The organism is Chryseobacterium sp. 14P4.3.2, from assembly GCF_057799275.1.
This window is the reverse complement of record NZ_JBYOKO010000004.1, coordinates 156,284-182,132: the sequence shown is the minus strand read 5'-3', so window position 1 is coordinate 182,132 and position 25,849 is coordinate 156,284. Positions and strand designations below refer to the sequence as shown.

General features: G+C 36.3%; 24 protein-coding genes and 1 tRNA gene. 4 read left to right on the top strand and 21 right to left on the bottom strand.

Going from position 1 to position 25,849, the window contains the following annotated elements:
- Positions 1-4: 4 nt before the first annotated feature.
- Positions 5-454: a GAF domain-containing protein gene (locus AC27VX_RS08590; RefSeq protein ID WP_236857965.1), complete on the top strand. Its 450-nt coding sequence runs from the start codon at positions 5-7 to the stop codon at positions 452-454.
- A gap of 230 nt (positions 455-684) precedes the next feature.
- Here AC27VX_RS08590 and AC27VX_RS08585 read toward each other — a convergent pair whose 3' ends face one another.
- The 5 genes from AC27VX_RS08585 to AC27VX_RS08565 all read right to left on the bottom strand — a co-directional run bounded on the left by AC27VX_RS08585 (position 685) and on the right by AC27VX_RS08565 (position 4,721).
- Positions 685-1,422, bottom strand: a complete 738-nt coding sequence (locus AC27VX_RS08585; protein ID WP_488695065.1) for an ABC transporter substrate-binding protein — start codon at positions 1,420-1,422, stop codon at positions 685-687.
- Positions 1,423-1,448: 26 nt separating this feature from the next.
- Entirely contained in the window at positions 1,449-2,771 is a 1,323-nt protein-coding gene (mgtE, locus tag AC27VX_RS08580; RefSeq protein WP_236857967.1) for a magnesium transporter, read from the bottom strand.
- A gap of 343 nt (positions 2,772-3,114) precedes the next feature.
- Entirely contained in the window at positions 3,115-3,264 is a 150-nt protein-coding gene (locus AC27VX_RS08575) for a hypothetical protein (protein WP_236857968.1), read from the bottom strand.
- Positions 3,265-3,605: 341 nt separating this feature from the next.
- A complete protein-coding gene (locus tag AC27VX_RS08570; RefSeq protein WP_236857969.1) occupies positions 3,606-3,746 on the bottom strand; it encodes a bacteriocin-like protein in 141 nt (46 codons plus the stop codon).
- A 426-nt stretch (positions 3,747-4,172) separates the two neighbouring features.
- On the bottom strand, positions 4,173-4,721 hold the full coding sequence (locus AC27VX_RS08565; RefSeq protein ID WP_488695062.1) for a pyruvate decarboxylase: 549 nt from the start codon (positions 4,719-4,721) through the stop codon (positions 4,173-4,175).
- A 173-nt stretch (positions 4,722-4,894) separates the two neighbouring features.
- Here AC27VX_RS08565 and rpsO point away from each other — a divergent pair, with 173 nt between their 5' ends.
- A complete protein-coding gene (gene rpsO / locus AC27VX_RS08560) occupies positions 4,895-5,164 on the top strand; it encodes a 30S ribosomal protein S15 (RefSeq protein WP_034692246.1) in 270 nt (89 codons plus the stop codon).
- Positions 5,165-5,348: 184 nt separating this feature from the next.
- Here rpsO and AC27VX_RS08555 read toward each other — a convergent pair whose 3' ends face one another.
- The 5 genes from AC27VX_RS08555 to AC27VX_RS08535 form a co-directional block, all read right to left on the bottom strand.
- A complete protein-coding gene (locus AC27VX_RS08555) occupies positions 5,349-5,708 on the bottom strand; it encodes a DUF4260 domain-containing protein (protein WP_488695058.1) in 360 nt (119 codons plus the stop codon).
- A gap of 129 nt (positions 5,709-5,837) precedes the next feature.
- On the bottom strand, positions 5,838-7,262 hold the full coding sequence (locus tag AC27VX_RS08550; protein WP_236857972.1) for a sugar MFS transporter: 1,425 nt from the start codon (positions 7,260-7,262) through the stop codon (positions 5,838-5,840).
- Positions 7,263-7,657: 395 nt separating this feature from the next.
- Positions 7,658-8,536, bottom strand: a complete 879-nt coding sequence (locus AC27VX_RS08545; RefSeq protein WP_488695055.1) for an alpha/beta hydrolase — start codon at positions 8,534-8,536, stop codon at positions 7,658-7,660.
- A 24-nt stretch (positions 8,537-8,560) separates the two neighbouring features.
- Positions 8,561-10,861, bottom strand: coding sequence for a glycoside hydrolase family 3 protein (locus AC27VX_RS08540; protein WP_488695053.1), 2,301 nt, complete (start codon positions 10,859-10,861; stop codon positions 8,561-8,563).
- Positions 10,862-10,871: 10 nt separating this feature from the next.
- On the bottom strand, positions 10,872-13,124 hold the full coding sequence (locus AC27VX_RS08535) for a TonB-dependent receptor (protein ID WP_488695051.1): 2,253 nt from the start codon (positions 13,122-13,124) through the stop codon (positions 10,872-10,874).
- Positions 13,125-13,680: 556 nt separating this feature from the next.
- Here AC27VX_RS08535 and AC27VX_RS08530 point away from each other — a divergent pair.
- Complete coding sequence (locus AC27VX_RS08530) at positions 13,681-14,430, top strand: NUDIX hydrolase (RefSeq protein ID WP_300686027.1); 750 nt, start codon at positions 13,681-13,683, stop codon at positions 14,428-14,430.
- Between the two features lie 136 nt (positions 14,431-14,566).
- Complete coding sequence (locus AC27VX_RS08525; protein WP_236857977.1) at positions 14,567-16,828, top strand: polyribonucleotide nucleotidyltransferase; 2,262 nt, start codon at positions 14,567-14,569, stop codon at positions 16,826-16,828.
- A gap of 78 nt (positions 16,829-16,906) precedes the next feature.
- Here the strand turns inward: AC27VX_RS08525 and AC27VX_RS08520 are convergent, their stop codons facing one another.
- The 11 genes from AC27VX_RS08520 to AC27VX_RS08470 all read right to left on the bottom strand — a co-directional run bounded on the left by AC27VX_RS08520 (position 16,907) and on the right by AC27VX_RS08470 (position 25,713).
- Positions 16,907-18,109 (bottom strand): hypothetical protein, encoded by a 1,203-nt coding sequence (locus AC27VX_RS08520; protein ID WP_488695048.1) that lies wholly within the window; start codon positions 18,107-18,109, stop codon positions 16,907-16,909.
- A gap of 60 nt (positions 18,110-18,169) precedes the next feature.
- Positions 18,170-18,976: a helix-turn-helix domain-containing protein gene (locus AC27VX_RS08515; protein ID WP_236857979.1), complete on the bottom strand. Its 807-nt coding sequence runs from the start codon at positions 18,974-18,976 to the stop codon at positions 18,170-18,172.
- A gap of 166 nt (positions 18,977-19,142) precedes the next feature.
- On the bottom strand, positions 19,143-20,201 hold the full coding sequence (locus AC27VX_RS08510; RefSeq protein WP_488695046.1) for a nucleotidyltransferase domain-containing protein: 1,059 nt from the start codon (positions 20,199-20,201) through the stop codon (positions 19,143-19,145).
- 158 nt (positions 20,202-20,359) lie between these two features.
- A complete protein-coding gene (locus tag AC27VX_RS08505; protein WP_488695044.1) occupies positions 20,360-20,620 on the bottom strand; it encodes a hypothetical protein in 261 nt (86 codons plus the stop codon).
- 78 nt (positions 20,621-20,698) lie between these two features.
- Entirely contained in the window at positions 20,699-22,075 is a 1,377-nt protein-coding gene (locus tag AC27VX_RS08500; RefSeq protein WP_488695042.1) for a TROVE domain-containing protein, read from the bottom strand.
- A gap of 95 nt (positions 22,076-22,170) precedes the next feature.
- Positions 22,171-22,301, bottom strand: a tRNA-OTHER gene (locus tag AC27VX_RS08495).
- Between the two features lie 74 nt (positions 22,302-22,375).
- Positions 22,376-23,137: a tRNA(His) guanylyltransferase Thg1 family protein gene (locus AC27VX_RS08490; RefSeq protein ID WP_236857983.1), complete on the bottom strand. Its 762-nt coding sequence runs from the start codon at positions 23,135-23,137 to the stop codon at positions 22,376-22,378.
- Entirely contained in the window at positions 23,127-23,561 is a 435-nt protein-coding gene (locus tag AC27VX_RS08485; protein ID WP_488695040.1) for an AAA family ATPase, read from the bottom strand. The genes AC27VX_RS08490 and AC27VX_RS08485 overlap by 11 nt, the downstream gene beginning before the upstream one ends.
- Before the next feature lie 4 nt (positions 23,562-23,565).
- Positions 23,566-24,297, bottom strand: a complete 732-nt coding sequence (locus AC27VX_RS08480) for an ATP-grasp domain-containing protein (protein WP_488695038.1) — start codon at positions 24,295-24,297, stop codon at positions 23,566-23,568.
- A 19-nt stretch (positions 24,298-24,316) separates the two neighbouring features.
- Positions 24,317-24,952 (bottom strand): hypothetical protein, encoded by a 636-nt coding sequence (locus tag AC27VX_RS08475; RefSeq protein WP_488695036.1) that lies wholly within the window; start codon positions 24,950-24,952, stop codon positions 24,317-24,319.
- 11 nt (positions 24,953-24,963) lie between these two features.
- Positions 24,964-25,713: a nucleotidyltransferase domain-containing protein gene (locus tag AC27VX_RS08470; protein ID WP_488695034.1), complete on the bottom strand. Its 750-nt coding sequence runs from the start codon at positions 25,711-25,713 to the stop codon at positions 24,964-24,966.
- Positions 25,714-25,849 lie beyond the last annotated feature (136 nt).

Below are 25,849 nucleotides of genomic sequence, written 5' to 3'. Positions count from 1 at the left end.
TACAATGTCAGAATTAAAGAAAAGACTTTCCTCAATTCTTGAAAGTCCTAAACATAATACAGAAGAAAAACTTGAAAAAGTATGTCACTTGTTGGATCAGGAGATTTCTTATTTCAACTGGACAGGTTTCTATTTCAAAAATGGAGATAAAGAAGAACTGATCTTAGGCCCTTACGTAGGAGCACCTACCGATCATACTATTATTCCGTACGGAAAAGGAATTTGCGGTCAGGTTGCCGTTTCCAATGAAACATTTGTTGTGCCGGATGTACATGAAGAAAGTAACTATTTGAGCTGTTCAATTGATACCAAGGCTGAAATTGTGGTTCCTATTTTCAAAGACGGACAAAATATTGGTCAGATTGATATTGATTCTCACACCGTAGATCCATTCACAGCAGAAGACCGTGAATTATTGGAATGGCTTTGTAATGAAGTTTCCAAAGTATTGTAATTGAATTTCAATAAGAATATAATAGAAACTCCAGCTTATTAGGCTGGAGTTTTTTTATGTTGATTTGCTGAACAGAGGAGCTGATTTTTAGTGAAAAATAAGAAATAGTAGTTTCTTAAAAATAGCATTGAAAAGCCTTTCAGGTAAATATTAATAGCTTTTAGATTGGATGCAGGCAATATTTTCACTTCTACATTTTAAGCATCTGAAATTTTGAGATCTTTGAAAGGTCAGATCCGCATTAAATTTATTTCTGTGAGTAATCCTTTAAAATAATGCTCACATTTGGCAATATGAGTTCCGTACCAGGAGAATGCTTCACCATCTACAATCATGATTTTTTTGTCAGGATAAAAGACCTGCAGTTCTTCAATATGTTTCTCTTTAAAAGGAAAAGGCTCAGAGGAAAGCATGATTACATCAGCATCCGAAAGATCTTCTGTGGTAATCACAGGGTAGCGGGTTTTGTCTTTAAAAATATTTTCAAATCCTATTTCTGCCAGAATTTTATGAATAAAAGTGTCTGAACCAATAGTCATATAAGGATTTTTCCAGATCAGATATGCTGCTTTTACCGGTGTTTCAAGTTTTGACAGATTAAGAATATCGTAAATTTTAAGGTTGAAAAGCTGTGCTTTTTCTTCTTTTTTGAAAAGGTTTCCAAGGTTTTTAAGAAGATAATAATTGTCTTCAATCGTTTCTACATTGGTTACCATTACTTTAAAGTCACTCATTAAAACTTCTACCTGATCTTTGACATTTTCTTCTTTATTGGCGATGATGAGATCCGGATGTAAGTCTTTTATTTTCTGAATATTAATGTTTTTTGTGCCTCCTATAATGGCTACGTTTTTTACTTTATCATGAGGATGAATACAGAACTTTGTCCGGCCGATAACCTCATGTTCGGTCAGTCCCAGGTCAAATAAAGCCTCAGTAATAGAGGGTACAAGTGAAACGATTTTCATATTGGCATATTAGATGATGCCTAAAATTACAAAAGTTTTCCGGTTAAGAAAAGTCCCGCGACTGTAAAATAAATGATAAGTCCCGTTACATCCACCAATGTTGCCACAAACGGAGCAGAAGAAGTAGCAGGGTCAAGTTTTAATTTCTTTAAAACAAAAGGAATCATAGAACCAGATAAAGTTCCCCATAATACGATAGCAATAAGAGAAACGGAGACACTCAGTCCTACATACACCCAATATGGACCATAGTTGAAAAAGCCAATCTGCTGCCAAAGCATAATTCTGATAAACCCGATGGCTCCTAGAATAGCTCCCAGACATATTCCGGAGATAATTTCCTTCTTCATGACGTACCACCAGTCTTTAAGATTGATCTCCTGAAGTGCCATAGCACGGATGATCAAAGTGGCGGCCTGTGATCCTGAATTTCCTCCACTGGAAATAATAAGAGGAACAAATAAAGCAAGAACAACTGCTTTTTCAATTTCCTTATCAAAATATCCCATTGCAGAAGCAGTCAGCATTTCTGAAACAAAAAGAATAATAAGCCAGGTAGCTCTTTTCTTGATCATCTCATTCCATGATGTTTGGGTATACGGAAGGTCTAACGCTTCCAATCCCCCGAATTTCTGGATGTCTTCCGTGTTCTGCTGTTCAATTTGGTCGAGGATATCATCAATTGTTACAATACCTACCAAAACACCCGCTTCTGTAATAATAGGAAGAGCACCACGGTCGTATTTTTCGAAATAAGTTACCGCATCTTCTTTTGAAGTAGTAGTGGTGATCGCGACGAAATGATTATCTGTAATATCAGAAACCAGTGTATCTTCTTCCTCAAGAAGCAAGGTCCCGATGGCAAGGTCATCAATCAGGCGGTTTCTTTCATCCACCACATAAAGATAATTCATAGTTTCCACTCTTCGCCCTACCTTTTTGATCTGCTGAAGACATCTTTTTACCGTCCATTCCTTACGGATCTGGATATAATAAGGGGTCATCAGACGGGCGATAGAGTCAGAATTGTACCCTAAAAGTTTTAAAGCAATTCTCCTTTCCTGCGGATTAAGATGATTGATAGAGTACTTGATAAGCTCATCCGGGAAGTCCTCAAAAAGAGAGGTTCTGTCATCCGGAGTCATCGCATTCAGGATCTCGGATACTTCATCGCTTCCGATACTTCTGATGGTATCTTCCTGGAAGTCAGGGTCGAGGTGGGAAAACACTTCTGCTTTGTATTCTTTCGGTACCTTCAGGAATGCGAGCAGCCTTTCATCAGCAGGAAGTTCGCTGAGTGTTTCGGCAATGTCGGCAGGATTGAAGATAAGTTCGTCTCTAGAATTCAAAGGCTGAAATTTTTTGGATATGCAAAAATAATTCAAATTTTTAAGACTGCGTAATAAACTGGGAAAATTAAGGATTAATTAAAGTTTAGTGCTTCATAATAAGAACAAAAAACATCCGCCGGGACGGATGTTGAAAAATTAAATTTTAAATTCCAATATTCTTTAAATTGGTTCGCATTCTGAAGTAGGAATGTAAGTACAGACAGCGTTTGTACAGCATTGGTATGGCCCGCAATCTGAGTTGCTGCCACACTTTTTTATTCCACTTCCTTTAATGTTTTTTTGCTCCAGCCTGTTGAGCTTCTTAAGATTTAAATTACTCATGATTATTAATAATTTAAAATTAAGGCTCTATCATACAGTCATGATCAAGACACTCTCCATTGCAGCAATATCCAACGGAACAAGGTCTGTTTATACTGCATCTGAATGGTCCGATACCTCCGTTAATCTCTTTTGAAGCCTGTCTGGTAAGTTTCTTTAGATTTTTCATATAATTTAGATTTAATGTAGTACTAAAATAGTAAATATTTCTATATTATTCATTTGTTGGTGAAAATATTTTACAATGAATAAATGTTTTGTTTAATATTTTAAATAAAAACACCTGCATTTGCAGGTGTGCGTAATGATCATATTATTATCATTATTCCAAGGGGCATGGGTATAAAACGCATGTGTTGTGGCAGCATGATCCACCTTGGCATTGAGAATGTTCTGTACATCCTTTAATAATTCCGTTTCCTTTAATTTCTTTTTGCTCTTGTCTGCTAAGTCTTTTAAGATTTGGATTTTTCATAGGATTTGATTTTAAAGTTTAGTTTACCTTGTTTTTTATTCCATACAAATGAACGGACTGCAAATACCATTGCAACACCATCCAATAGTGCATGGATTCATTTTACTGCATCTTGCTGATGCTCCGCCTTTAATCTGCTTGGCTTTCTCTCTGCTGAGTTTCTTTAAATTTTTCATATGATTAAGGTTTTAATGTATCACTAAAATAGTAAATATTTTTTAATTATTCATCATTTGGTGAAAATATTAAACTGTTAATCAGTATCTTGTGATGTTTTTGAATAAAATGTGTATTTTTTAATGGGTATAAATGCTTTGTATTTCAGGCTTATATTTTTATAAATAAGGATAGAGATCATTCATGAATATTCCAATTGCAGTATGATCCATCCCGACTTTCAAAAGAAAATGGTATTGGAGAAACTAAAATCAGAAGAAATCTGAAATTTTTATAAGTTCGGATATATAGGCTGAAAAGTATCTGCCCATTGTGAATCAGCCGGTAAAAAATCGATAATTATTAGATTTAAATAAAGAGATAGGGGAGAGCTTACGATAGAAAATCTGTTACCTGCGAGAAGTTTAAAACGATAAACTTCCAGCTCAGAGTTCTGTTTCTGTTGGTTTCAGTTTTCTCAGTTTTTTTATAATCCCTTTTATTGCCCCTTCTGTTCCCATCTTAACAGAATTTACGGTAGAACCAAGCAAACGCATATTTTTGCGGTAGGTGTCATGATCACTTTCTGTAACAAAGTTTCCGTCAGCGTCAAAAAGTTTCATGCTTACCACAACCTGATTCGAGAACACATATTTTCCAAAACCTACTTTGAAATACCTTACTTTGGAAACAATGGCAAAATCAGCATCATTATTCACACAGTAATCCATAATGGTCTGTCGGTCTATACTATCGTAGGAAATCTGAACTTCTGCGCGAAGCATTTTATTTCTTTTTCCACTGAAATTATCAGACACAGCATCAAAAAAAGCATTATTCGTAGGATCCTTTATTTCATCAATATCAGGCTCTACTTCGGGATTGAAGTACAGGACTTTTCTTATTTTGTCATCAGTATTTTTCTGTGCTTTTACAGAAGTAAAACCAATGGCTAAAAAAATAATAACTGCTGTAAAGGATATAATTTTTTTCATTTGTAATTCGAATGCAAAATTACTGCCTTTTCGTTGGATTACATGAAATTTATTATGATTTTTTTAACATTTTTTTCTATTAAAATTGATTTATGAAATCAATAATGTTTGCAGGATCAAAAAATAGTTGTAATTTTGCACCCGTTACATAATAATCATTAAACAATATTGGAATGTACTTAACAACAGACAAAAAGCAGGAAATTTTCGCAAAACACGGGAAATCTGCACAAGACACAGGGAGTGCTGAAGGACAAATCGCTCTTTTCACTTTCAGAATCAACCACTTATCTCAACACCTAAAGGCTAACCGTCACGATTTCAACACAGAGAGATCTCTAGTGAAATTGGTAGGTAAGAGAAAAAGTTTATTAGATTACCTTAAAAATAAGGATATCGCAAGATATAGAGCAATTATTGCTGAACTAGGTTTAAGAAAATAATCTATAAAGATTTTCAAAATAAAAAGCAACTTCGAAAGAGGTTGCTTTTTTGTTTTGTATGACTGTGAAATGTAATCATAGACGGCGCAACAATTTTTATTTTGAATAAAATAAGTACCATAATAAATAGTACAGTTGAAGGAGAGAATCCCTGAATGCTGAATTTAAGGTTTAACGGAGTATATTAGTTCGGTTTTTTTCCAATTTTCCCCAAATGCGTGTTCTGAAAGCTGTCCGGATATTTTAATCCATAACCTAATATTCTGTCAAAGGAAGAATGCGAAAATAATAGGGCCCCAGCCGCCTGCAGATAAGGTAAAGAGAGGAATGTTCCGGCCAGATAAACAAGAATAGCTAGTCCCAGATGATGGAAAAGATTATAGGAAAAGGCACCCGCTTTACTGTTCACCGTATATCCCAACATCGAAATGTCTGGAGCAAAAAACAGTCCGGCGAACCACCACCAGGAATATCCTGTTTGTGCAAACGCATATATTCCTAAAAGAAGAAAAGCTGCATATTCGAATTGTAACTGTAATTTCATTGTAATCCGGCTTTAAATTATCTATGAATAAGTCCTTTATTTTAATAGAAAGTTACACCTTTAAGATAAGAAAAAAATAAAGCGGAATATTTTAATATTCCGCTTCTATACATTTAGATTTAAATAATTTTAATGGCCTGACTTGGCTTCCGTACTTTCCACGTGGCCAAGATATTTTGTACAATAAGCACCAAAGATCAGGATCACCAGATAGCAGAATACAGGAATAATAAATGAATGCTGTACCCCAAACTGATCTGCAAGATAGCCCTGGAAAATGGGTACAATGGCACCTCCTAAAATTGCCATTACGACCAAAGAGGATCCCTGACTGGTATATTTCCCTAATCCTGAGATGGCAAGCGTATAAATATTAGAGAACATAATAGAATTGAAAATTCCGATTCCCAGAATACTGTACATCGCCAGTTCACCACTATTTACCATCGCAGAAATCAATAATACTACATTGACAGCGGCAAAAATAGATAATGTTCTTGCCGGAGCTGCTTTACCAATAAAGAAAGCAACAAAATTAAGTGCAATAAATACAAGGAAGAAACTGATTTGGGCAAAGGTCAGATTAACAATACTGAAAATGACTAAAAATACAAGGGCTGCTGCACCTAGCATATAAATCGCTTTTTTACCCTGACTGATAGAGTGGTTTAGAGAAATAGCACCTAAGAACCTCCCAATCATAGCACCTCCCCAATATAAAGAAAGATAATTTTTACTGATTATTTCATCAAAGCCCATGATCTGAGGCTGCTCCAGAAAACTTATAATAAAACTTCCCACTGCAACTTCACCGCCTACATAACAAAACATAGCAAAGACTCCGAATTTTAAGTGATTAAACTTTAAAGCACCCCAGCCTTTTACAATTTCTTCTGTATCATTGGTTTGAAAAGAAGGAAGTTTAACTCTGGAAATCAGTAAAGCTACCAATAAAAGGATGGCTGCAAAGATCAGATAAGGGATTCTTGTTGCTACAGCACTGAAAGAACCGTCTTCTGAGGAAAATAATTCAAAAATCAAATGTCCCCCTAAAACCGGTGCAATAGTAGTTCCCAGCGCATTGAAAGCCTGAGTCATGTTTAAGCGGCTGGAAGCTGAGTCTTCCGATCCTAATAAGGATACATAAGCATTAGCTGTAATCTGAAGTACTGTAAATCCTAAACCAAGAATAAACAACGCACCTAGAAATAAAGGATAATAGGAAAATGTGGCGGCCGGATAGAATAGAATACAGCCTAAAGAAGCAAGGAAAATTCCAAAGAGAATTCCCTTTTTATAGCCTACTTTATTAATGGGATCTCCTTTAGAGATTGAGATGAAGAAATAAATCAATGAACCTATAAAGTAAGCTCCGAAAAAGCAGAACTGTACAAGCATAGATTCAAAAAAAGTAAGTTTGAAAAGCTGTTTCAGATAGGGGATAAGAATGTCATTCATACAAGTGATGAATCCCCACATAAAAAACAAGAGGGTAATGGTAATCAGCGGAATGGTATAATTCCTGCTTTGCGGTTGTACTTCTTTATTATTCATAAACATTTATTTATCTGTGGTAAGGAAAGGTCCTTAGATTTTGCCTACAGCATTATATTTTGTGAAGTAGGGCAAATATAGGGATGAACCCATATTTTTGCAATTATTTTAACGTTTTTTACAGCGAAATGTATACTTTTTATTGACTTAAAATATTATTTTCATTTTTTGAGACAATAATACAAAAAGAACAGGATTTTTCAATACAATATCATTAAAAAAATGTCATTTTCTTCTTTTGTTAAAAAAAGGTTCATCTCATGAATTTTACTTTCTATTGATATTTATATTTTTCAGAGTAGTCATGAAAATAAAATTATTCCTGAATATTTATTCTTCCGGACAAATCGTATAATAACCGGATGACTCTTTTTTATATTTTCTTTGTTTAAATTCTACAGATATCGATGATATTTCAGCCACTGGATGTACACGTCTATCCAGTGGTCTACAGGTAAATTTTGAACTCCCATTCCAAAACCATGGCCGCCTTTTTCATACATATGGAGCTCAGCGGGCTGGCCTGCTTCCAGCCATTTAGTATACAATAAAATACTTTTCGGTGCTAATTTGAGCTGGTCGTCACTGGCAGCGCAGATAAACATAGGCAATGATCCTTCGGGAATTAGTGCATTTAAAAGGTTTTCATCAGGTGCTCCGTAAATAGCGGCTGCAAAATTAGGAACAGTAGAAGCATTGGTGCTGTGTAAAATACTCTCTAAAACAACATTTGCCCCTGCAGAAAATCCAATAACTCCTAAATGATCTGTTCTGATATTCAGTTCCTTTGCATGAGATCGAAGGTACGTAATAGCTGTTTTCACATCTTCTCCGGCCATCATTTTTATAGGAGCTGTTTTAGTCTCAAATGCAGTGGGGTTTTTAATGTTTTCCATCATTTCACGGGCAGGATCATTAGATTTTGTTTCCAGAAGCCGATATTTTAAAACAACTGCGGTGATTCCTTTTTCAGCAAGCTTTTTTGCTAAATCAATCCCTTCTCTATTGATAGAAAGGCTTTGAAAGCCACCTCCCGGAGCAATAACGATTACTGTTCCGTTCGCTTTGTCTTTTGGAGCTTCAAATACCAGCATAGAAGGGCTGGTTACATTATATACCACTTCGGTTTTAAACAGATCTGAATACGTATGGGCTTCTTTCTGTTTCCATTTTTCCGTTCCCGGTGCTTTTTCATTGTATAATGGAATGCTTTTTTGTGCCTGCATAGTAGTGATTCCTATAAGGAATAATCCAGCTGTAATTAGGTTTTTCATGCTATATAGTATTGTTTTAATAAATTATCGGGTATACTTCATAGTTCTCGCATCTTTGATCACGCCTGACCAGTTCAGGCCATATCCGAAATCATAAGCATGCCCTTCAGAATCTGTATAAGGAACCATGTCAAAAGGAACATCTTCTTTTTGAGTTTCTACGGTTTTCATATCTTTTGGCATCTGAAGCGGCAATAATCCCGAAGGCTCATATTTTCCTGCTATAATATCTACTACAGCCTGATTAGATACATTAAAATTGACTAAAATAGCATCCGAATGTTTTTCAAACTCAGAGAAAATCATAGGCTTTGATGCAGTCACAGAAACGATTACAGGTTTGCCATTCATTGCTTTTTGAGTATTCTGGATAGTTTGAAGATCCGTAAAGTTACTCGCTGTTGTCGTTTTATTTTTATAGCTTCTATCCTTTATATTAGGAGCAACAACCGGATCTCCGGCAGCAATACTTTTCTCCCGGGCATCTGTAGCGGTATACGTTTCATATTGAAGTGAAATTGGCAGATATCCGTTTCCTCCGTCTTTAACATCCACATCGCTGTAACCCGCTTCTTCACTATAGGGACTCTGAACAAAAACAATAGCAAAATCTGCTTTCGCAGGATCATCGGTAACATTATAATACTTTTTAACAAACTCTAAATCTATAGGATAGCTGAGTGAAGGAGCGGTATAGACTGCCCACCAGTTAAATGCTGCGGGAGAATATCTTTTGGGTATATAAACAGTCTTACGTTCTTTTATTGGTAATGCATTTGACTTATTTTTCAGCATGACAACAGACTTTACCTGAGCTTCGTAACCCGCTTTCATGAATTCCGGATTTCCTACGATCTTTTTAGTTTCCTCTACCTCTACATATGGATTTTCAAACAGGCCTGTTCTGAAAATATTTTTCAATAAACGAACCGCAGACTGCTCAAACCGGTTACGCATATATTTTTCACCATGTTCTTTTACACCCATCTTATAAGCATCCAGTACAGGTTCTTTATCATTATTTCCTCCGAACTGGTCTACACCCGCTTCCAGTATTTTATAATGACGCTCTGCAACTGACAGTTTTTCTACTCCCCAGGGTTTTCCAGCAAATGTACCAGGCGTTTTGCCCTCATCTGCAGTGATGAGCCAGTCACTACACACTACACCGTCGTAATCGTATTTTCCACGGAGAAGATCCGTGATCAGGTATTTACTGAAGCCGTTTCCTACATTTTCTCCGTTTTTGGTATCCTGGTTAAAGCTGATCGTGTAATAAGGCATTACGGCAGATGCCTCTTTAGTACTTCCATTTAATTTGAAAGCACCCTCTACAAAAGGTTTTACGTGTGTTTGGAAATTATTCCCCGGATAAACGGCATATTTTCCCATGGCCCAGTGAGCATCTCTTCCCCCTTCTTCAGGGCCTCCGCCAGGCCAGTGTTTTACCATAGCATTAACACTTTTATATCCCCATCCATTTTTGATAACATCTTTCCCGAATGAGGTTTGAAAACCGTCAATGTAGCCTCGTGCCATATCTGTGGTAAGTTCTGGACTTTCACTGAAGACATATGCAATTCTGTACCAGCGGGGCTCAGTACCCAGATCGATCTGCGGAGAGAGCGCTGTGGAAATTCCTAAGGCGCGGTATTCCTGAGCCGCTATATTTCCGAATTTTTTTACCAGTTCAGGATCAAAGGTAGCTCCCATGGCCAGCCCATCCGGCCATAATGAAATCTGGCCCCCGGCACCCTCATTGAACTCAGCCGTTACAGAAGCAGAATGTCTTGGGTCCGAGCTGTTGTTGGCAGGAATTCCCAGTCCTAATCCTTCTATATAAGCCTGCAGATTGTTATTCCATTTGGCAGCAACCTCCGGAGACTGAAGAGTGGTAACAAGTACATGGCGGAGATTGTCATCCTTCAGGAATTTCTTCTGCTGATCAGTAAGGTCCCAGGCTTTGGCACCACTTTCACTGAAAAACTTTCCGTTATATTTTCCGGCTCTGAAACCTTCTGATGGAGCAGGAACTGCCTGATGGGCACTGTAAAGCATTAAACCTGCTATTTGCTCGATGCTCATTTTCGAAGCCAGATCTTTTGCTCTCTCTTCTACAGGTAAACGCCAGTCTTCATATTGATCTAATTTTCCGTTTTTATTGAGATCTTTGAATTTATGACCTCCCACTGTAAGAATGGCAACACCGGATTCCTCAGTATATCCTAAAGTAGGTCCTTTAGCATTGGTTACGGTATGGATGGTCTGTGAGAATGCTGTAATGCTTAGAAATAAAGCGGCTATATTCAGTACTGTATTTTTCATAAGATAAAGTTTAGAAGTTAAAGTTGATTGAAAATTGGGCTGTAAACGGCATGATATACGTTCCGGTCAATAGTTTTCCGTAATATGGACTTGCATCGGTAATCAGTTCTGCACCGTTAATAGTTCCGCTTGCTCCTCTTTGATTCAGGAAGTTGATCACGGTTGCCCCTACATTAATATTTTTGTTGAAGGTATAATTGACACCTCCAAAAGTTTCCCATCTCGGAGCAAAGTACAGTACATTGGTTAAGTTGGCATATTGTTTTGAAAAATAACGGAAACTTGCCCAAAACCTCCATTTGTCTATAGTATAGCTTGGATCAATTTCCATTAAAACTTTAGCAACACCTAATACATTCTTATCACTGTAGTCATAATCCTTTCCGAAGGCATTAAATTTAAAATTCTTATATACAGGATCCTGGAAAGTAATTAAATAATGAAGGTTAAACCCCTTGAATGGTTTTAAAACAAAATCTGTAGTCCATCCCAAAGTCTGGATATCATAATAAACCGTTGTTGTCTGGGCTTCTGTTGTATTAAGGGGATTTACTAGATTGTATCGGTTAAGATTATTATTCTTTTTAAGGATTGTAGCTTGTGAAATCAGCTGGATATAATCCGTATTCCAGAATACGCCAATGGCGCCCAGCGGACTTTTTATTTTTTGTGTATTAGGATCAAATGCCTGTGAATAGCTTTCTAACCGTCTGTTTTCTTCAGTATATAAGAAGTTGGCCAGTAGACCGAAATTTTTACTGATGTTATAGGTTGCATTTAAACTTCCTGCAACCTGCAGCCAGTTTTGTTTAATATTGGTAAAAACAGAGTTTCCAAAAGTAAATCCGGGAGTTCTTGGTACCATTGAAAACTCTCCGTCAACGATATGATTTCTTAGATGAAGGCCGTAGCTCAGATTAAGGTTATCCGTTACCTTCCATTCATCAGTGGCATATACAGAGAGTTTGTTTTCAGTTCCGCTATGGTACTCTCCGCCTATATTGTAATTATAAAATCCGTCACTATCTGTATTGGTACCTACTAATCTTTGTGGCTGTGCCCCGACGGTCTGAAAGAAGAAAGATCTGTTGGAGGTAAATTTGTCAACATTATAATATTGCTCTAATATTCCTAAAGTAAGATTATGATTGCCAATCTGCTTATTGAAAGAAAAACGGCCGGCAATATTGGTGATGGGAGTTTCCGGCGTGTGCATGGCAAGCTGTGTTCCTATGTACCCGGAATAGGGCTGGCCTGTAGAGGCAACTGTATAGCCTGCCGATTCACTAGCCTGGAAGATACTCAATGGAATGATGGTTGATATGGCAACCTTAGCAAAATGCATTCTTGTTGAGAATTTGAAATTCCATCCGTTGTTCAGTAAGTAATTACCGAAAATATCAATGTTGTGGGATTTGGTGGTATTATCATTACCTGCCATCGATGCCCAATAATCATTTCCTTTAAGAAGGTCCTTCATTTTAATACGCCCATCGTTTACAACGTATGAATCCCTTCCGATCCTAAAGTCATCCAGTTCGGTTACTTTACCATTTTCTCCATATTGAAAGACAGCATAGTTGCCTATATTGTACGAGTCTGCATATTTGTACAATGCCGTGATTTTCCCTTTGTCATTATTAAAATATTTTGTAATCCCAAGTCTGAAAATCTTGGTTTCATCTACATTTCTGGCAAATCCAAGTTTAAAAGTACTGGGATCATAATTTAAAAATGCACCGGCAGTATAAGTCCATCCGTTTTTAGAAATAGGCCCGGAGACATTGACGTCACCCTGCAGCCAGCCAAAGCTGCTTGTGGTGAATTTTCCTTTTATTTTTAAATCTTTAGTACCAGTCTGGGAGTAAGAATTAACAGCAAAACCAAGGTCTCCCATGGTATTGGCGAGCTGGTCCATTTTTAAGAGTCCTGTTTTTTCGAGCCCTACACTCTGTCTCCATGTTTTATTGGGAAGTTCAGGCCAGAAGAGATAAACAGACGGCAGATCGTTTTCGAGAATAGTAATTCCACCTACTGTAGAGGGAAGGCCGATATTCACATCTCTGGGGCTGGTGTTGTTGGCAGCATTTAGCATTACGTTTCTGTTGTTGTCTTCTTTAGAAGATACCGCTGTAGTTTTGATGCCTTCCTCAGCCTTTAATACTTTTTTTACAGAAAGACTGTCTGTCTGTTGTCCAAATACCTGATTGCAGCAGGAGAGTACCAGACTTAGGACTGCAATTTTAAATGTAGTTTTTTTCATTTCAATAATGTTTAATTTTTTTATTTGCTGTGATCTTGTATTCTGACCATATATAAGAGAGGGATTCTTTTATAACAATGCTTCGCCTTTATAGATCTGCACTTTTCTGCTATTGCTGTCATATTTTTTATATGACAATTATCTACCTGCTGCGATTACCTGCTACGTGTTGTGATGCATTTACGCCCATAAGCATGATCTCTTTATTTTTTTTAATGCTTTTTTGATCATGTATTAATTTTTTGCCTGATGCAGAAAAAAATGATAAAAATCTAATCATAAAGTAGCGTTTTTCTTTAATGCTTCATTATGAAGCATTACAATACTAGCAATTTTATTGACACTACCAAAATTTTGTTAACAAAAAATTAATATTACGTATATGTTGTTTGTATTCAGCTGATTGTATTTTTTATTTATTGCTTATTAATTAGAGTTATGGTGAAGAATTGAAAATTTTGAGATTAAAAATTAACCAAAATTTATCCTCAGATTAAAAAAATGGAATTAGGTCTGTTTTTAACATTAATTTTGTTGAACTCAATGTTTTAGAAATATGAATTTTAAGAAACAGATTATTGAAAAGTCAAAAGAGGCTTACCAGATTTACGTGCCTCATCTTTCTATAGATACTGTCATATTTGGATTTAATGAAAGCGAACTGAAAGTTTTGCTGCTCAAAATGAATTATAATAAGCAATGGTTTTTGCCTGGGGGATATGTGGGAAAATCAGAATCTTTAGATGCTGCGGCACAGCGTATCTTACAAAACAGGGCCGGTGTAGAAAATATCTTTCTGGAAGAGTTTGGGGTATTTGGAGAGCTTAACCGCAATGAGTCTTTTTTTGAAGATTTTGATGATGATCTGTGGCATAAGCAGCGGTTTATTTCTATTGGCTACTATGCATTGGTAGACTATAAGAATGTAGAACCGAAGCATGATGCTCTTAGTGAGGCCTGTGAATGGATTGATCTCACTCAGCTCCCTGATATACTTTTGACGATGGATCATCGGATGATTATAGAAAAAGCGTTGTTGGCACTTAGAGAGAAAATGGCTTACAAACCCATTGGTTATAATCTGCTTCCAGAGAAATTTACGCTCCCTGAGCTTCAAAAACTGTATGAAGTTATCTTGGGAAAAGAACTTAACCGGGGTAATTTTTATCGGAAAATAAAAAATACGGGAATACTTCAGAAACTGGATGAACGAAAGAAAGGAGGTGCCCATAAGTCTCCGGACCTGTACAGCTTCCATATCGAAAACTATAATATGCTTTTAAAAGAGGGCCTAAGCAGTTGGTAAAAGATGATTGGGATGTCGGGTTCTTTTCTTTTCGATGCTGGCAGTTACAAATAAAATATATTATCTTTGCAAACGAAAATTTAAAGAGTTTAAATATTAATTCATACTCAATACGGAGTATTAAGAAGACAAATTTATGAGTATACCTCAAGCGTTTACAGAACTGATTACTCTTGCTGACGGCAGAGAAATCACTATTGAAACAGGTAAATTGGCAAAACAGGCTGATGGATCTGTGGTAGTAAAAATGGGCGGAACCATGCTTTTAGCAACGGTTGTAGCCAATAAAGAAGCAAACCCTGGTGTAGATTTTTTACCATTAACAGTAGATTATAGAGAAAAATTCTACGCAGGTGGAAGAATTCCAGGAAATTTCTTCCGTAGAGAAGCAAGACCTTCAGATCAGGAAATTTTAACAATGCGTTTGGTAGATAGAGTTCTACGTCCGCTTTTCCCTGAAGATTTCCATGCTGAAGTTCAGGTAATGATTTCTTTAATTTCTTATGATGGAAAAACGATTCCTGATGATTTAGCTGGTTTAGCCGCTTCTGCAGCAATTGCAATTACTGATATTCCTTTCAACGGACCAATGTCTGAAGTAAGAGTAGTAAGATTTGACGGAAAACTTTCTATTAATCCTAGCTATGAAGAATTGAAGAGTTCTGAATTGGATATTATGGTTGGAGCTACTAAAGATTCAATCGTAATGGTAGAAGGAGAAATGAAGGAAATTTCTGAGCAGGAAATGTTGGAAGCTATCAATTTTGGTCATGCTGAAATTAAGAAGCAAATCGAAGCTCAGGAAAGATTGGCTGAAAAGGTAGGAAAAGCTTTCCCTAAGAGAGAATATAGCCACGAAAACCACGACGAAGAAATTCGTGAAAAAGTGTGGAAAGAAACTTACGATAAAGTATATGAAGTTGCAAGAACTCCTTCTGGTAAAGAAGAAAGAGGAGAGAAATTCAAAGCACTTCGTGAAGAATTCCTTGCTCAATATGCAGATGATGCAGAAGAATTGGAAAGAGTAACTCCTTTCGTAAAAGTATATTATCATGACGTAGAGAAAGAAGCAATGCGTCAGATGATTCTGGAAGACAATATCCGTCTTGATGGTCGTGATCCTCAGACGATCCGTCCTATCTGGTCAGAGATTGACTACCTTCCGGGAGCTCACGGTTCTGCAGTGTTTACAAGAGGTGAAACTCAGTCTTTAACAGCAGTAACTTTAGGTTCTGTGAAAGATGCAAACATGGTAGACAGCGTTATTTCTCAGCACGACGAAAAATTCTTCCTACACTATAACTTCCCGCCATTCTCTACAGGTGAAGCAAGACCTCTAAGAGGAACTTCAAGAAGAGAAGTAGGACACGGTAACCTTGCTCAGAGAGCGTTACAGGCAGTTATTCCAGAAGAAAATCCATATACAATCAGAATTGTTTCCGATATTTTAGAATCTAACGGTTCTTCTTCTATGGCAACAGTTTGTGCAGGAACATTAGCACTAATGGATGCTGGAGTACAGATTACAAAACCGGTTTCAGGTATTGCAATGGGTCTTATTACAGATGCAAAATCTGGTAAATTCACTGTACTTTCTGATATCTTAGGAGATGAAGATCACTTAGGAGATATGGACTTTAAAGTAACAGGTACTGCAGACGGTATTACAGCTTGTCAGATGGACATTAAGATCCAGGGACTTTCTATGGATATCATGGAAAAAGCTTTGATGCAGGCTAAAGACGGAAGATTACATATCTTAAATAAAATCACTGAAACGATCGCTGTACCAAGACCAGACGTGAAACCTCACGCTCCGAAAATGGTAGTAATGGAGATCTCAAAAGACTTCATTGGTGCAGTAATAGGACCTGGTGGAAAAATTATTCAGCAGATGCAGAAAGATACGGATACCGTAATCGCTATTGAAGAAGTGGGAGAAATAGGACGTATCGAAATCGCAGGAACAGACAGAGAGAAAATCAATGCTGCTATTGCTAAAATCAACGAAATTACTTTTGTACCGGTTGTAGGAGAAGTTTACAACGGGAAAGTAGTGAAAGTAATGGACTTCGGTGCTTTTGTAGCCATTGCTAAAGGAACAGAAGGACTTCTTCACATCTCAGAAATTGAGTGGGCTCGTCTGGACAAAGTTCCTTATGCTGAAGGTGATGAAGTAGAAGTTAAATTTATGGGTTACGATGATCGTAAGAAAATGAAACTTTCCCGTAAAGTTCTTTTACCAAGACCTGCAAGACCAGAAGGACAAGGAAGACCAGAAGGGCAAAGAAGACCAGAGGGGCAGGGTAGACCGGAAGGACAAAGAAGACCTGAAGGACAGAGGCCACAAGGTGAAGTAAAACCTGTGGAAAACCAGGAGCCTTCCAACGAAGAATAAGATTTATTCTTAAATATAAAAAAATCCCTCTATTTTGAGGGATTTTTGTTTTTATAGTAATGGACAATAGCTATTAAACTATGCAGTTACTATTTTTTGTGCAGTTACTTTTGGAATGATGATTAAGTAATCATACCCTTCTATTAAATTTTTAAGCCCGGTAGATTTGATGAAGGTCTTTTGCTTTTTTATATTTTCATTGATCTTATTCAGATCAAATAGCAGCCATTCATTGTCTTTACCTATCAGTTTGTAAAATGGTTTTAAGAAGGAAACATTATCAGCTTCACTACTTTCGGAGAAGAAAGAGCCGGCTTTTCCTCCCTGCTGAATAATCGCAATGTGTAAAGACTGTTCCTGTTCAGCATCCGCAAGATTAGTTACCAGATTTCCAACATCAAAACTGTTCTGAAATAAGCTCCTCCCTTTGCCTACATGGTTGGCTCCGAATTTAAATAAGTTTCTTTTACCTTTTATTTTATCCAGATTTTTCAAGAGCTGTGCTTTCATTGACGAGATTCTCATATAATGAGATTCAAGTCCGTCTCCGGTGTATCCAAGATTATAGATTCTATTGCTTTTCAGCAGACTGTTTAAGGCTTGGTATTCATATTCGGAAATCTTTAATTTTTGAATGTCCATAATCTTTTTGCCAAAATCACTGGTAAACAGATAGGGCTGGTTAGACTCTACAGAAGGCTGTTGATCCGGATTAGCTTTATATCTGTTCCATCTGGCAAGGGATTCCTGCAGCATTGCTTCATATTTTACTTTAGCCTGCTTATTGGATGTTTTATTGATCAGTTCCTGGAAAACAACACTGTCGGAATTAAAATAAACATTATCCAGGCCTATTGTTGTTTTATTGTTTTTAAAAAAGGAGTTTAAGAGCTCGCGGTCTCTGTCAAAAGAGAAAAAAGAAAATTTATCTTTAGAATTGGTCACTATAGACCGGTATTCTTTAACTTTATTATAATCCTTCCTAAGGATATCCATTGTAAGCTGATCTGCCTCTGTGATATAATTGTCAAAGTCTATATTTTGGGTCAGATAGGAAGTGAAATCCAACACCTCATTATTAAGATGATCTTCACCGATTAAAACGTACCTGTGCTGTGCTATCTTTTGGGTAAATGTTTTAATTCCTTCGCCGGAAAACTGATGGCTGTCAAAACTGATGATCTGTTCATGTTCAGAAGCAATCTTTGTAATCAAAGAATCCTGAGCGAGAACAGTGGTATTGCTTAATAAAATTACAGTTAAAAAATGCAAGATCTTCATTTATTTTTTTTACAAATGTAGGCCGGTTTCATGGGCTAAAATTGTAAAAATGTAAACAGTCTATATAAAAAGCCAAATATTTTCCTTGTTGACATCTACATTTTTGAAAAACATCTTGGGGTTGACAGCCGTTAATTCTTTAAAATCTTTATTAAGATGAGACTGGTCGTAAAATAAATTGTCATAAGATAGTTCCGTTAAGCTTTTTGTTCCTTTTTTTCGGGTAACAGTGTTTCTAAAACGGTATATCTTCCGATATTCTGAAGGTGGTTTTCCAATGTTTTTTAGAAATATTTTATTGATATGCTGTCTTGAAATATGATGTTTTTTTGCTATGTCTTCCATTTTTAGATCAGCTTCTATATCCGAAACAATACCAGTTATCAGTCCCAGATCTTTTGTATGCAGTTTAGACAGCCAATACTTTTCCAATTCCTCAATCTGTTGTTCCCTGTTTATGAGATTGAAGATATGGCCCATTGTTTCATTAAAATCCGGAAAAGGACTATATTCCAGGAGATCATGGTGCATAAATATTTTTTCCAGATTACTGGCAAACTGATTAAGTCCCAAAGGTTTAAAGTAGAGAGTGATCTCATTAACCGGTCTTTCATAATGAACCTCTATCGGCGAGGTATAGCGGAACACCAGGCTGGAGGCAATATTTTTATCTGAAGTAAAGGAAATAGAGATCTTCTGATCTACTTGTGTCGCAATAGAATTTTGATTGGCACTGAGAATACAGTAGTTATTCGGGAAAGTCCAGTAATGTACCGGCTCTTCGCTATCATCAGCGGTTATAAAATAATATCCCTCAATATACTTTTTTAAAGTATTGTTTTGGGGAGTATAAAACTGTAATTTCATTGAATGATTTTTGTAGAACCTGTTAGGGCCAAAGGATAAAATAAGGTCTTCACTACTACTGTTTTTTTAAGATATGGCATCTGGCTAATGTACTGCTTTTTTTGATGTTATCTGGATCTTTAATTCCCTGTTTCTTTCATTCTCTATTGAATCCTGTTTATTTGATTTAGCGGTATAAATTCTCTCTGATTTCTATTAAAATGTGTGTTGTTTTTTCTAAATCAGGATATTCAGGAAGCGTAGAGATAGAATGAAGATGTTCAATAGACTCAATCAGATTCTCAGCTTTTTGCATTACTACTTCATAAGATTGACAGCCGGATTTGATATCAAGCAGTTCATCCCGGTTTTCCACACGGGTTTTAAGCGAATTATTTTTAAAAATAGATTCACAAGACTGTAGGAGCCGGATCGTATGCATCATGTTTTTGCTGTCATAATTTTGACCATGGTTCTCGTTCGCATTATAACGGTCTTCATTACGCTCAGTGACCCATTTCCAGTATTCCCTGTAATTTTTACAGTAAATGGAATAAGCGTCTAAGTTGCAAAACAGGTAAGCAATACGTTTTTCTTCTTTGGGAATAGAGGATACAGAAACCTGATTCGCTTCCTCGTGTTGTATAATTCCTTTATATCCCAATGTGTGTGAATCGTCGTAAAATAAGGCAAACATTCCTTTGGTATGGTCAATAGCCGTTAATCCACATTTTTCCTGAACTTTCCTATGTTCCAAAAGCCATTTTTTCAAAGGAATAGAACCTTGACCATCCAGAATAAAACAAAAATCAAGAATTGATTTTCTTTCCTTATCTATGGGGTTCAATATCTTTTTATTAAGTCCTTTGGCCTTTTTGATCTGTGAAATAGCATATCCGGCAAAGGTATCTTTACAGAGTTTGGATAAAAAATCTTCAGGTTTCAAAAAGTCCATCAACGGATGTTTATGCAAAATACATTCGTGGGGGCTTACCAGAATTTCCAGAATATTGGGATTGTTTTTCTGAAGCAGTTCTACAAACCTCCCGATTTCATAGTAGGTAATATCATTTGTTTCATTGGAGATCTGCGGAATGTAGTTCAGTCCAAAGAAATCCTCTTTCGGAAGATAATAGACCCCACGGATATCGGTATCTGAGTTTTCAGTTGCCAGCCCAAATGACCGGCTTCCGGAGATAACTTCGAAAAGGATGAGGTTGTTGGTTTTTAAGTCTTGGATCGTCATGATTGGATATGAATAATTTAATCTAAAAAATAAGGTGAAAAATCTATGCCCTGAATACATCCGGGAACAGGAAGTACATTACCACCATTCATAGTTACTTCATATTCATCACAGCTAAGTTGAAAAACCTTCTGATACCAGCTTTCTATTTATTTTCTTTACTTTCTGTTTTTATCAGGCAATGGAAACCACCATGAGTTTTGATAAAGACTAATAAAGACTAGACAATCTGCATTCACAATACTTTCTATGTCTGATCTGAATCGGTTAACAGCATTCTGATGATCATCAGTTTTGAAATCAATATCAGGATCAAAGAATATCTTTCTTGATGTTGTGGTCTGAATACTATTCAAAGCCGATTTATGAGGGTTGATGGCATTGTCATTTCTGATCAGTTTATCAGAAATTTCTCTCATCAATGAATTCCTTCAATTTTTCTGCGTTGTATATGATTTTATAATTCATGGCTCTGGTTAAAAAAACTCTGGAAAATCCTAGTTTTCCAGAGCTTTAATATAATGAAATACTTTATCACTCCATCCATTGATTTCAGCGGTCCAGTTTCCGGTTTTTATACCATGGGTATGGGTGGAGATATCAATGATATATGAACTTTTATAAGGTGACGTATCAGGTTTTCTGTTCACTCCGTAATGGGCGTCAATATCCTGGCTATCCGAGATTACGACCAGTCTTTCAGCATCCCTGGCATACCCTGTTTCTTTCAGCCATTCACACAGCTGGTAAGTGAAAATACCACCTCCGCCCATTTCTGCAGCGATTTTAGAATAATTGTTGAACATGCTTAATCCCTTGGAATGGTTCCAGATCATATGTTTACCTTTTCTTTCCTGATCGCTTCCGGCAGTAAATACCAAAATCAGATCTTCAAAAATATAGGAACCGGCAGCTGCCATGGCAAATGCAAGATCCATTCTTGAAAAGTTCGAATGAGAAGATGTAACCCTTCCCATACTTCCGGAAACATCAATAGCAAGAATCGTAGTTCCTTTTATTTTCTCCTGTGCGAAGCAGTTTTCCATGGCCTCATCAATCGCAGCAGTATAATCCGGAGCATTTCTCTGGGCTGCCAGAAAGTTGAGCGGAGTAAGCCAGTTGCTTTTTACCTGTGATAGAGCAGTTCTGATATCTGTTCTTGAAAGTCCTGCCTCTGTCATATTTCTAAGATTTCTCAGAATAGCCAGAGAACCAAGGCTTTTTTCAGCGATCATTCTTTCAAACGTCAGTTTTTTATCAGCACCTTGTGACAAAGCTGTTTCCCAGGTGTTTGCGGGTTGAAGCGTATTCGCTACAAGTGATTGTAATGCCTCTTCATTTTTTACCGTTGGCTTAGGATGCACAAGGTTGACAACATCTACCAGAGACATCTCCATATTACTTTTTCTATATTTAGCAATCTGGTATTTATCGTAGTTATCAAATGCTTTGGCAATGCCTTTTTTGATGGATTTTGACATTTTATAAGAACCGTTTCTTACTTTCAGCATCTGAAGAAGATCAATAGTCATATCTGGTCTGTTGGCAATTTTAGCCACAGCATCCTTTACAGAAATATCATGAATTTCATTGGCAAGTATCAATAGCCATAGTGGAGTATGTCTTAATTTTTGTTCAAAACGGCACTCAAGAGCAAGTTCAATAATCATTTCACCACTTACTGTATAGCAAAGGTCTTCGATCTGTTTCATGATCTCGTCCGAAGATTGGTAATAGTCGGATTCAAAAAGCATATTAGCCAGAGTTACCCGTCTCAGCAATTCGTAATCTGAATATTTTCCAGCTTTATCTGTCAATTTTCCAGCAATGATGCCGGAGTCAAACCCAGTTTTTTTTGTGTTAAATTTTGACATATTCTTAGTTTTTTTATTAAAATAAAGCGGTTAAAAAATTGATTAAGGCTTTTTTTTGGAATCGAAGTAACCTAAATCTCACACCGCTTCAATTGGGAGGCTGGCCGGACTCGAACCGGCGACAAACGGCGTTTAATGCGAAGTAACTTTATGGATCACACCTGCAATGCAGATTAAAATATTATAAAGTGTTGTTACGTTGCTCTACCAACTGAGCTACAGCCTCCTTGTTATTTGATGATGCAAAGTAAGTACATATGTACGCATTGTATTTGCGTAGATTTTTTTATTGAAAAAAAATTAAAATTTATTCAGAATGTCCTGTATAAATTGTCTGTAGTCCTCTTTTACCGACAAATTCTTTTCAGCATAAAGAATTTTTCGTGTAGAAACTGTATTTTCCTTTGTAATAGGGTTATAGCCTGTTTTAATTTCGTTTTTAGGGTAGATTCCTATTCCTCTTTTTTGCCAAAGTGGAGCGTTATTATAATTGATTCCATACTGAAAAAGCATTTCATTTTTATCAGACATAGACATCTTTTCAATTTTTTCAGCAGCCTGTTTTGCATTAAATGAATTATTTCTTAAAGTCCAGTAACAGTATGCGGAAAGGGAATTTCTGTGTGAATCTTCCTGCCGCCAGCAAAAATAATCTAAAATCATATTCTGGTTGGGAGCTGAAATCACTCTGCAGTCAAAAACGCAGATTTCATTAAACTGAAGGCTGAAAAAAGCACTGGCTTCTCCTGCCAGAACAGAATTAATTTTCCTTGTTTTTCTGCTGAATGTATGATCATCCTTATGGATCAACAATGAAATTTCATCACTTTGAGTATAACCATACAAAATTCTGAACCCTGAATTAAAAAGATGCTCTACGGTCTTAGTCATTACCTGGCTGAATTTTTCATCGAAAGGTTTTTCTAATGAAAGTTTTTCTTTGGTCAGTTTTGTAAAACCTTTTCCATCCAATCTTACAATAATGTAGTTTTCAGGCAGGATATATTGCTCAGAAAAAGCTTCATTTGTACGCATTAAATTTTCTATTTTCTCAAACTTCATTATCATTGATTTCAAATTGATTATTAATGATTTTTACTTTTATTATTTTGTCAAATCCTTCTTCTGATACAGGAATTTCAAACTCTTTATATTTTGCTTTTATACCTGTTTCATTAATAGATTCTTTCCGATTTTTATTTCTTTCAAGGCAATCCTGAATATCGGATTCGAAGTAATAGCAGACCACTCTATACTTATTCCGTTGGGCAAGGTCAATGTATTTTTTCCTGCTTTCTCTGGATACATTCGTATTGTCAATGACCATTTGGGATTGGGTATCAAAACAGTACTGGAGAAGCTTTCCTTCTTTATGCCTTGTATTTAGGAGATCCAGGCTTATTCTGATATGAGAATTAAAAAAAAGTTCCTTGTATAAAGAACTTTTTCCACTGGCAGGGATTCCTGTAAAAATGATCATTTCCATTATTCTAATTTTTAATACAGCTTTTTACAACCACTTCCAAAACTTTTTCTGCATCACAGGAATACAGTCCGGAGCACCATGCAGGATTTGCCTCGATCAGTGCCCAGCCCTTTCCTCTGATTATCCCAAAATCCAGTACAATTGCATCTGGAAGGGTAGAGGAGTATTTTTTTATAAATGAATCAAAAAAAGAAGACATATTTTTCTGTTCTTGCTCTGAAAGAGAATCTGTGTCATAAGTATTATTTCTCCAGTAAGAAGAATATGTTTTTATTTTGTTATTGAGAACAAAGCATCTTACTTCAAGATCCCAGTCAACTACTTCTGATGTAAAAACTGTAGTTTCCAAATCCAGGGATTCAAAACCTTTTATATCCGTTACTTTTTGATAAACTCCGGCCTTAAAACTTTTGAAATCAGAACATTTTATAAATATATTTTTCTGATCTGTAAAATTCTTAAGGCGGCCATAAGAGATTTTACGTTTGATAAAATCTTCACTGATATGAGCTAACCAGTCATCAGCAGGTTTGAGCAGGGTAAGATGACACTGCTCAGCAACAATCTCTGCATAAATATCCTCACCATACACCGCAATTACATCCTCACGAAATTCTTCAGGCACATTCCATTGGGCATTGAAACGGCTGAGCCTATAGGATGAGTTGAGTGATGCTTTTTTAAGATTGTTGCTGTCTTCAGTATACATGGGGGAGAGTGCGATTATATTTCTCATTTGATTTTATTTAATAAAATTAATAATGGTTTTGCTGACTGTCTAAAGTTTCTTTGATGACTTCCGTTAAAGGTCTGAATTGTGTAAGGAATTTATATTTTATTCCTGCAGTTGTTTTATAAGATGATAGATTATACCCCACATTGCCTTTTTCTTCTTTATTGAGAACGAGATTGTCATAATTTCCCAGATCCATGGTTATAGTCAGCTCTTCTCCAGACTTTTTGAACTCTTCATAACAGTTGTTGACGAAGTCAAAAGAAGGATTTGTTCTGTCAAAACAATCTTCTTTTACACGGAATTCATAAACTGCATCATCAAGCTGCTGTAACAATGTAGCCAAATCTGCATCCTTTCCGTGAATTTCTTTGTATCGGGTAACAACTAATTCAATAAAAGCTTCTGTATAAAAAATGATAAAACTATCATCATCAACATTCCAAAAAATACTATAAAAATAATTGTGTTTTGGAAGATCATACCTTTTGAAAGTTTCAATCACTGACAGGGGAACTTCAATTCCCATTTCTTCCTTTAAAAATTGACACCTTTCAATAAATTCATGTATTTTTTCTTTCTCTTTGGGAATCAATTTTTCAACCTCCTTTTGAAGGGGTTGAATATACCTCTTTTTGAAGAAGTTAAATATGATCATGTTATCTTTTTTTAAAGTTTTAATATCTCCCTAAAAACCCTCTCCATCTCACCTCTATCTGCTTTTCCTCCTGATAAACTCTTCGATTTTCCCTCATTTTCGGCGACTGTTTTTTCAAGAAAACCAAACAATTCCCAATCGTTCGGATGGTCGTATGATTCTCCTTTGGTCGCTTTTAAGGCAATAAGATCTTCTATTTTCTGTCTGATTGCATCATCCGTTAAGACAAGAAGATCACTGAACAGTACAGGAGGAACAGTCCCTTTTTCTATGATCCATTTTCCAGTTAATGTAGTTCTAAGACAATAAAAATAGCTTTTTAGCTTTACTTCATCCACTCTGCAGGCTTCCAGATACTTTTTGCTCATGCTTAAATAGTGATAGGATACCGCTATTGGTGAAAAACAGACTTCTGCAAAAGGTCTGAATAGTTCTACAAACTTTTCATCTGCTTTATAAACGATAGGAGAATAGAACCAGCTCAGCAAGGCAGCATTCGACTTCAGCAAAAGGTGAAAAGTCTTCCGCAGATCCCAACCGGAACCATCCAGATCATCTTCTGTCATGAATTCTATGGTTTCATCCTTATCCCAGGGAGAAAGATACCAGTCCTTTTCATGACGGTATATAAAACGTATATCATAATCACTGTCAGGAGAGGCAAACCCCCATGCCCTGCTTCCGGACTCAACAGCAAGAAGAACTTCTACACTTTTTTCTTCCTCTATTTCTTTTATTTTTTCTATAATTTTTGGTGTCATTGTTTTCAATTTTCTCATGCAAAGTAAACAGTTAAGTGCGTAATGTTATTACGTAGTAATTTTATGTGAAGAGTTTAAAGCTCAGATTTCAGAGTTTAAGGTTGAATGTCCCTTTCATCTTAATAATCTTAAATCT